Below are 7,440 nucleotides of genomic sequence, written 5' to 3'. Positions count from 1 at the left end.
GGCGGAGGCGGCGGGACCGGCGGTGCGGGTGGCTTTGGCGGCGGCGACGGCGCCAGTGGCGGGAACGGCGGCGGCGGCGGCATGGGCGGGGCGGTGTTCGTGGTCAAGGGCGGCTCGCTCACCATCAACGGCAACGGCTCGACCTCGGGCGGCAGCGTAGCCGGCGGCACCGGCTCCAACGGCGGCGGTGCGGGCTCGGCCTTAGGCACGGCCTTCTTTGTGCAAGGCTCGACGCTGACCTTCGGTGGCAACGGCAGCTACACGGTGTCGGACGCCATCGCCGATCAGAACGGTTCCGGCGGCTCCGCGGCCTCGGACGGCCTCGGCGGCACCGGTGGATCGAGCGCCATTACCAAGAGCGGCATCGGCACGCTCAGCTTTTCTGGCGCCAACACTTATACTGGAGCTACGACGATTAATGCCGGCACGCTAAGGGGCGCTGCGGCGAACACATTCAGCGCTACGAGTGCGACGACAATCAACACCGGTGGCACGCTCGATCTCGGTTTGCTGGGACAAACGATCAATATCGTTTCGCTATCGGGCGGCACGTTGGCCAACGGCGCGTTGACCGGCGCAGTGACCTCAAGCGGCGGCACGCTGAACAGCCTCGGCGGCGGCATGACGTTGACGGTGAATAGCGGCGCGACCAATGTGACGGGCACCAACACCTTCACAGGCGCGACCACGGTCAACAGCGGCCTGCTCTCGGTCAACGGCACGAGCACGGCCAGCGCGGTGACGGTGAATGCCGGCGGTACGCTCGGCGGCAACGGCACGGTCGGCAACACGACCATCAATGGCGGCACGCTGGCGCCCGGCAATTCGATCGGTACGTTGACCGTGCAGGGCAATCTCGTGTTGACGGCCGCATCGAGCTACATGGTCGAGGTGTCGCCTTCGGCGGCCGACCGCACCAACGTCACCGGCGTGGCGACGTTCGGCGGCGCCACCGTCAAGGCATCTTTCGCAGCCGGGGCCTATGTCGCAAAGCAATACACCATTCTCAACGCCGCCGGCGGTATCGGCACCAGCACGTTCGGCTCGATCGTCAACACCAACTTGCCGGGTGGCTTCGCGTCGAGCCTGAGCTATGACGCCAACAATGCGTATCTCAATCTCGTTCTCAGTTTCGTGCCGCCGCCCGGGACGGCTCTCAACAACAACCAACGGAACATCGCCGACCCGATCGTCAATTTCTTCAACTCCAACGGCAGTATTCCGCTGGCGTTCGGCGGGCTGACGCCGGCGGGACTGACCCAGATCTCCGGCGAGACCGCGACCGGCTCGCAGCAGACGACCTTCAACGCGATGAACCAGTTCATGGGATTGCTGACCGATCCCTTCATCGACGGCCGCGGCGATGGCGTTTCAGCGGGGTCATCGGCGGGCGCATCGGCCTACGCTTCGCAGGACAGACCGCGCTTCGGTGCGGCGCGCGACGCCTATGCGATGTTCACCAAGGCGGCCGTCATGGCCGATCCGTTCGCGCAGCGCTGGAGCGTGTGGGCGGCGGGCTATGGCGGCGCGCAGACCACGGACGGCAACACGACACTCGGCACCAACAACACGACCAGCCGCATCGCAGGCACCGCAGTCGGCGCCGATTACCGTATCTCGCCGAATAYGCTGGCAGGCTTTGCACTGGCGGGCGGTGGCACGAACTTCAGCGTCGTCAATGGCGGTTCTGGCCGATCTGATCTGTTCCAGGCCGGCGCCTTCATCCGGCACAATGCCGGTGCGGCGTATCTCTCCGGCGCACTGGCCTATGGCTGGCAGGACATCACCACCAACCGCACCGTGACGGTGGCCGGCATCGACCAGTTGCGCGCGCAGTTCAACGCCAATGCGTGGTCGGGTCGCGTCGAAGGTGGTTATCGCTTCGTCACGCCATGGATGGGCGGGGTGGGCATCACGCCTTATGCCGCAGGCCAATTCACCACCTTCGATCTGCCGGCCTATGCCGAGCAGGCGGTAACCGGCGCCAACACCTTTGCGCTCGCGTACACGTCAAAGAGTGTCACTGATACGCGCAGCGAACTCGGCCTTCGCAGCGACAAATCATATGCGATGCCGGACGGTATCTTGACGCTGCGAGGGCGCCTGGCATGGGCGCATGATTTCAACCCCGGCCGCAATATCGGAGCGACGTTCCAAACATTGCCGGGCGCATCCTTTGTCGTTGGCGGCGCCGCGCAAGCCAGCGACTCCGCGCTCGTCACCGCCTCCGTCGAAAAGAAATGGCTGAACGGCTGGTCCGCCGCTGCCGCCTTCGAGGGCGAGTTCTCTCAGCTCACCAAGAGCTACGCCGGCAAGGGCGTGGTGCGGTATGCGTGGTGAGGTGACGATTTCCGGTTTTGGCCCTTCGCATCATTTCGCTGTGCTGCGGAATTTGGTAGCTATCGGGGCATAGCGGACTCTGGCAAGCCGACCGATCGGCTGATTTACGGGATCACGGCCTAGGTAGCCCGCGATTCTTTTTCTGATTTAGTGGGCTTATTGAATTGCTGGACGGACTCTACAAGGTTGAATACGGCGTCAACGATGCGTTCGGCCGCAGCATCATGTGCCTGCATGACGGCAAGATGCTGGGCGGCAATTCGGCGTTCGCGCACCTTGGAACCTATGTCGAGCGCGACGGCGAGATCGTCGCCGAGGTGATCACCGAACGGCACAACGAGGATCCCAATCACAAGCCGCTGATGGGAGCCGATATCGCCTCGATCGGTGCGCGCGGGCGGCTCACCGGCAACCAGATCCGTCTCGAGGGTGGCGCGGACACCATGCCGGGCGCAAAATTCTGGGCCAATCTCACCCGGCTCGACGACGAGGGGTTGCCTCCGAGTGGTGCGGTCGGTCCGGGCGGCATCGCCAACGGACTCTATGGGATGAGCCTGCGCGCGCTTGACGGTGTCGATGCCGGATTATCGGGCGTGATGCTCCTGATCGACGGCCGCATCCTCGGCGGCGATGCGTTCTTCTACTATCTCGGCTCCTATTCCTCGGCGGACGGCCGCTGGAAGGGCGAGATGCTGAACCAGGAGCACACGCCGGCGAAGGGCGAAAACCCTGTGTTTGGCGGCTATGAGGTCGGGATCGGCTTCTCCGGAACCTGCACTGCGGTTAGCGGTGAGCTCGAAGGCATCGCGCTCGCCGGCAAGCGCAGCCTGCGCCTTGCAGCCTCGCTCAAGCTGATGCGGCGGGCCTAGAACGTGCACTCATAGTAGCCGCGTCGGCTCGCGCCAAAAGTGACATCGAAGTGGGCTGGACGAACGTCGTCCGTGGGGCAGAGGCGGGAAGGCAGTTCTTCTACCACTCCCGCTTCATTTCATCGCAACATCGCGGTCGATGTCTTGCAGATGCACGAAAGTCGCCCAGGCTTTTCGATATTCGCTGTCTGTGGGATTGATCCCAAGCAAGGCGCGACACGCCTCTTTGATTTCTTCCGACGAGGGACGCATCGCGACGTTTCCGGACGACTTGGCTTGGTTCCAGCGTTCCTCGACGCCGTTCGCCAAGGCGAGTGCTTCGGAGGGGCTCCGTTTCCGGGTTGACCTCGCCAACGGGTGATCCGGAGGGAATTTGGGCCATGCGACGGGAGGCTGATCGGCTCGCCACTCACTCTCCTTGCCGGTCCCACGCTCTCCCGGCAAGTTTGCCTGGGCTCCATTGGCCGATTGAGGCGGGACAGTCCGTGCGCCCAGCTCGCGGAGCTGCTGCTCCATGGTCCCGCCGGACGCCGTTGCGCCTGCCGCAGGTGCACGCGTCGTCAGACCTGACACAGTTGAGGTGCCGGCCTGCGGAGCAACCTTCTGAACGGTTTGCGCAACGGACAGCATGCCAGGCGAAAGAGCAGGCTTCTGCTGCGCGACCTTGTCATTTTCAGTGGGGCAAGGCCGAAATCCCGAGCGCAGCTGCGTGATCCGGCCGTCGTCGTCGATGCGGGCAAAGTCAACGGCCACAGTGTAGACGAAAGCGGCATCGATGGATTGGCCGGATTTGTCTCTGGCGTTGACGGCGCCGCAGACATATCGCGCCGCGTCGGCCTCGACTGAATGCAATGCGCTGAATTTGGCCGAGTCCGGATCGATCAGCACGTGCCGAACTGCTGCGCGAGCTTTCATGTGCTCGTTAGAGAAGATGCTGAGCACGACATCCGGATTGAACATGTCGGGCTGGTAGTACCACTTGTACTCCACAGCAAGGAATGCTGCGCCAAAGGCCGTCGCGATCAGGAAAGCAGATGCATTCATGGATTTGGTCGGGTAATGGAACCCGGTATGGTTGTTGTTATCTCCTTGAACCATTTACGATAGAATCTACTAACAATCCGTAAATTGGTTGCTCCCGCGATTTTCAACAACCGGTGGAAGAGCCACAGCTGGTTTTGCTCAAGGGGGCAGTTGCCGGTGCGGGAAACACACTGAGCAAAGTCAACCAAGGGGGCACAGGCTGACGCCTGACGGGTGGCAGCGGCAGGTCCGCTGTGGGCCATAACCGGACATCAACCAGCGAAGGACCGTGGGTCTCACAGCACTGGTGTACACTGCATGTCTGCTCCGACGATGAGCGGCCCGTTGTAGGCAGTTCGCAAATCAGCGATGGCCGCATCGAGTTCAAACAGACCGAAATGACTGACGATGAGCTGCTTGACCGCAGCCTCTTGGGCAACGCGTCCGACGACTGCCGGTGTTGCGTGCAAGGGAACATTCGCACCGCGCGATTGCAAGATGCATGATCAGGAGGTTCGCGCCCTTTGCGAATTCGACGAAGGCTGGATCGGTGCCGTTTTGGTCGGAGCTAAACACGATCGACACATTTCCGGTCTGCACGCGATAGGCCAAGGTTGGCATATTTCCATGCGGGATTTTCCGTGCCGTGACTGTCGTTCCCTCGCGCTGCAAAACCACGGATGGATCGCTTTTGACAGCGTCAATCACTCCGACATCAAGTCGAACGCCACCCGCCACAACGCGCCCCATATCGGGCCGCACGCCGCTGCCCCCGTATGAGCCGCCTAACGCCGATCCGAGCACTGGAAATGCGCCAGTCTTCTCATCAAAAAGCCTCTTGAGGAAAATCGCAAAGTCAGGGGCCGCATCGTTGCCTGTAGGACCGAAAACCTTGAGAGGTTCCTTGCGGACCTCGTGGCTCAGCCAAAGGAACGCTGGCAAGTCGGAAACGTGATCTGGATGAAGATGGCTTATTCCGACCATCCACAAGTCTTCGAGTTTGGCTTGCGATTCACCAAAGCGGTGTTGAGCACCACCGCCCATGTCGATGAGTATTCTTGCGCGCCCCTCGATCCAGACCAGATAACTCGTCGATGCCCGAGTGGGATTCATTCTGGGGCCACCAGAACCGAGGATTTGCACGTCGAGCGGCGTTGTACCGCAACTCTGTCCGAAAGCGCTCAAACTGCTCAGTGACGCCCAGAAAATTCCCAGCAAGAAAATAACCGGAAGCCGAACCATGAAGACACCCATGTTGTTCAAACAGAGTCTATCAAAATCGGTCTTGCAAATTTCACGACAGGGCATTTTGCCAGCAGCTAAGCTAGTCAACGGGGGTAACTGCGGCAAGTCATGATCGCTAGGGATCGACGTCTGCTCCGGGTCACAAGTCGACATCTGAGCAAAGACTACAAAGCGTCCGCTGTGGGCCATTAGCGGAAGTTGCGCTTATTCGATCACCTCGTTGCCAAGGCGAGTACCTTGGCCGAGATGGTCATTCGGGCAGCCCTGCTTGCCGCAATCCTTCCTCATATCGCGCGACGTCCTCAGCACGTCGATAAGGGCCAAGCACATCTTTGAGATTGGAAACGCGCAGCGTGGGGCTGAGTTCTCTCAGCCGAGCCACGGCCTTGTGTGCTTGCTCCGGCCGACCGGCCATTGCGTGCTTGCGGCGGTGATACGTAATCCAGGCCGATAGTCCGGGCTGCACTGCAATGCCATTGCCGCCCATGATGCCGCTTCGTCATAGCGGTCCAAAAAGAAATGTGCATACGCGGTCCCAGCTCGCATGCCCATCAGCCACGGATCAAGTGGGCTCAGGCGAACGGCTCGTGCGAAGCGCTCGATCGCCGATTCCGGCTCGCCGAGCCAGAGTTTTACCCAGCCGCCGAAATTCCATGCCTCAGCCAAATTGGAATTAAGCGCGATCGCGCGATCAACTAAGCCGGCACCTACCCCGAGATCCCCAACAACAAACGCTAACGCATTCCCGCCAGCGGCGAGCGCGTTCGCGTCATCCTTGCCCAACTCAACTGCCCGTTGGGTGAGCTTCTTCACTTCGGCAATCGCGTTCGCCGTGTCCGGAATCCAGCCATTGATCCTGGCAATGAGGTAGCAAAAGGCTGCGCGACCGTAGGCGGTGGCAAATTCCGGGTCGAGCTCTATCGCGCGGTTGAACAGACGCAATGCCTCGTCGTTCGCTTGCCGGTTACCAAACTGATGAAGCCGAGCCAGACCGCGCAAATAGTGGGCATAGGCGTCGAGACTAGCGGTCGGCTTACGTTTGGCGCGCTCGATCTCAGCTTTCTCCACCGCAGGCGCGATCGCCCCGACAACGCTTTCAGTCACCTGGTCCTGCAAATCGAAGATGTCGCCGAGCTCGCCATCAAACCGATCGGCCCAAATATGTGCTCCAGTAGCGGTATCGACGAGTTGTCCCGTAATGCGCACTCGGTTTGCCGCCTTGCGAACGCTCCCTTCCAACACGTAGCGCACCCCAAGCTCGCGCCCCACTTGCTTCACGTCGACAGCGCGCGCCTTGTAGGTGAAGCTGGAGTTTCGGGCGATGACAAATGGCGCCTTGAAACGGGACAGCGCCGTGATGATGTCCTCGGCCATTCCATCGGCAAAGTATTCCTGTTCGACATCGCCAGACATATTCTGAAACGGAAGCACCGCAATGGAAGGCCTGTCGGGCAGCGGAGGCGGACTCCCGGCCTCGGCAGCAAAAACTGGCGCAGCTTCTCGCGTTTCCGTCGGCGCATCGACCTCAAAGGCCCTGATTGGCTCCTGAATGTTCTTTACATGTTGAACGCCAAGATCCGTACCTGGGTCTGTGACCGAGGCTCGCGCGGGCAATTCATCCTCGGTGATCTCGCCAACAAACCGGAAGCCTCTGCGAGAAACTGTCCGGATCAGGCGTTGCTCCTTGCCGGTATCCCCGATTGCCTTGCGCACGGCATTGACGTGGCTGGTCAGCGTGGATTCGGACACGATCCGTCCTTCCCACACCGCCTTCAGAAGATCGTCCCTTGTCACGACCTGTTCCCGGTTTCGGACCAGGAAGAGCAGCAGGTCGAACACCTTCGGTCCGGTGGGGATGAGCTCGGAGCCTCGCTTGAGCTCGCGCCGGTTGGCATCGAGACAATAATCTTCGAATAGAAACGACACTTGTGATCCTTCCTGGACAAGAAGCCAAGGAAAACTC

4 protein-coding genes and 1 pseudogene are annotated in these 7,440 nt (G+C 61.1%); 2 read left to right on the top strand and 3 right to left on the bottom strand.

Going from position 1 to position 7,440, the window contains the following annotated elements; genetic code table 11:
* Both AC1DW2_RS12365 and AC1DW2_RS12360 read left to right on the top strand, forming a co-directional pair.
* Nucleotides 1–2,340, top strand: a 2,340-nt coding sequence (locus AC1DW2_RS12365; protein ID WP_477006140.1) for an autotransporter outer membrane beta-barrel domain-containing protein, incomplete at its 5' end; no start/stop codon positions are given.
* Nucleotides 2,341–2,504: 164 nt separating this feature from the next.
* A complete protein-coding gene (locus AC1DW2_RS12360; RefSeq protein WP_477006139.1) occupies nucleotides 2,505–3,209 on the top strand; it encodes a GrlR family regulatory protein in 705 nt (234 codons plus the stop codon).
* A gap of 114 nt (nucleotides 3,210–3,323) precedes the next feature.
* On the opposite strand, the gene AC1DW2_RS12355 is transcribed toward AC1DW2_RS12360, so the two are convergent.
* The 3 genes and pseudogenes from AC1DW2_RS12355 to AC1DW2_RS12345 form a co-directional block, all read right to left on the bottom strand.
* On the bottom strand, nucleotides 3,324–4,307 hold the full coding sequence (locus AC1DW2_RS12355) for a hypothetical protein (RefSeq protein WP_477006138.1): 984 nt from the start codon (nucleotides 4,305–4,307) through the stop codon (nucleotides 3,324–3,326).
* Between the two features lie 309 nt (nucleotides 4,308–4,616).
* On the bottom strand, nucleotides 4,617–5,474 hold the full coding sequence (locus AC1DW2_RS12350) for an MBL fold metallo-hydrolase (RefSeq protein WP_477006137.1): 858 nt from the start codon (nucleotides 5,472–5,474) through the stop codon (nucleotides 4,617–4,619).
* 253 nt (nucleotides 5,475–5,727) lie between these two features.
* Nucleotides 5,728–7,403, bottom strand: a pseudogene (locus tag AC1DW2_RS12345) (winged helix-turn-helix domain-containing tetratricopeptide repeat protein).
* Nucleotides 7,404–7,440 lie beyond the last annotated feature (37 nt).

It is taken from the genome of Bradyrhizobium sp. P3_C3 (genome assembly GCF_056402655.1).
Note: the sequence above shows the minus strand (reverse complement) of the source record. Positions and strands in the feature narration are given on the sequence as shown.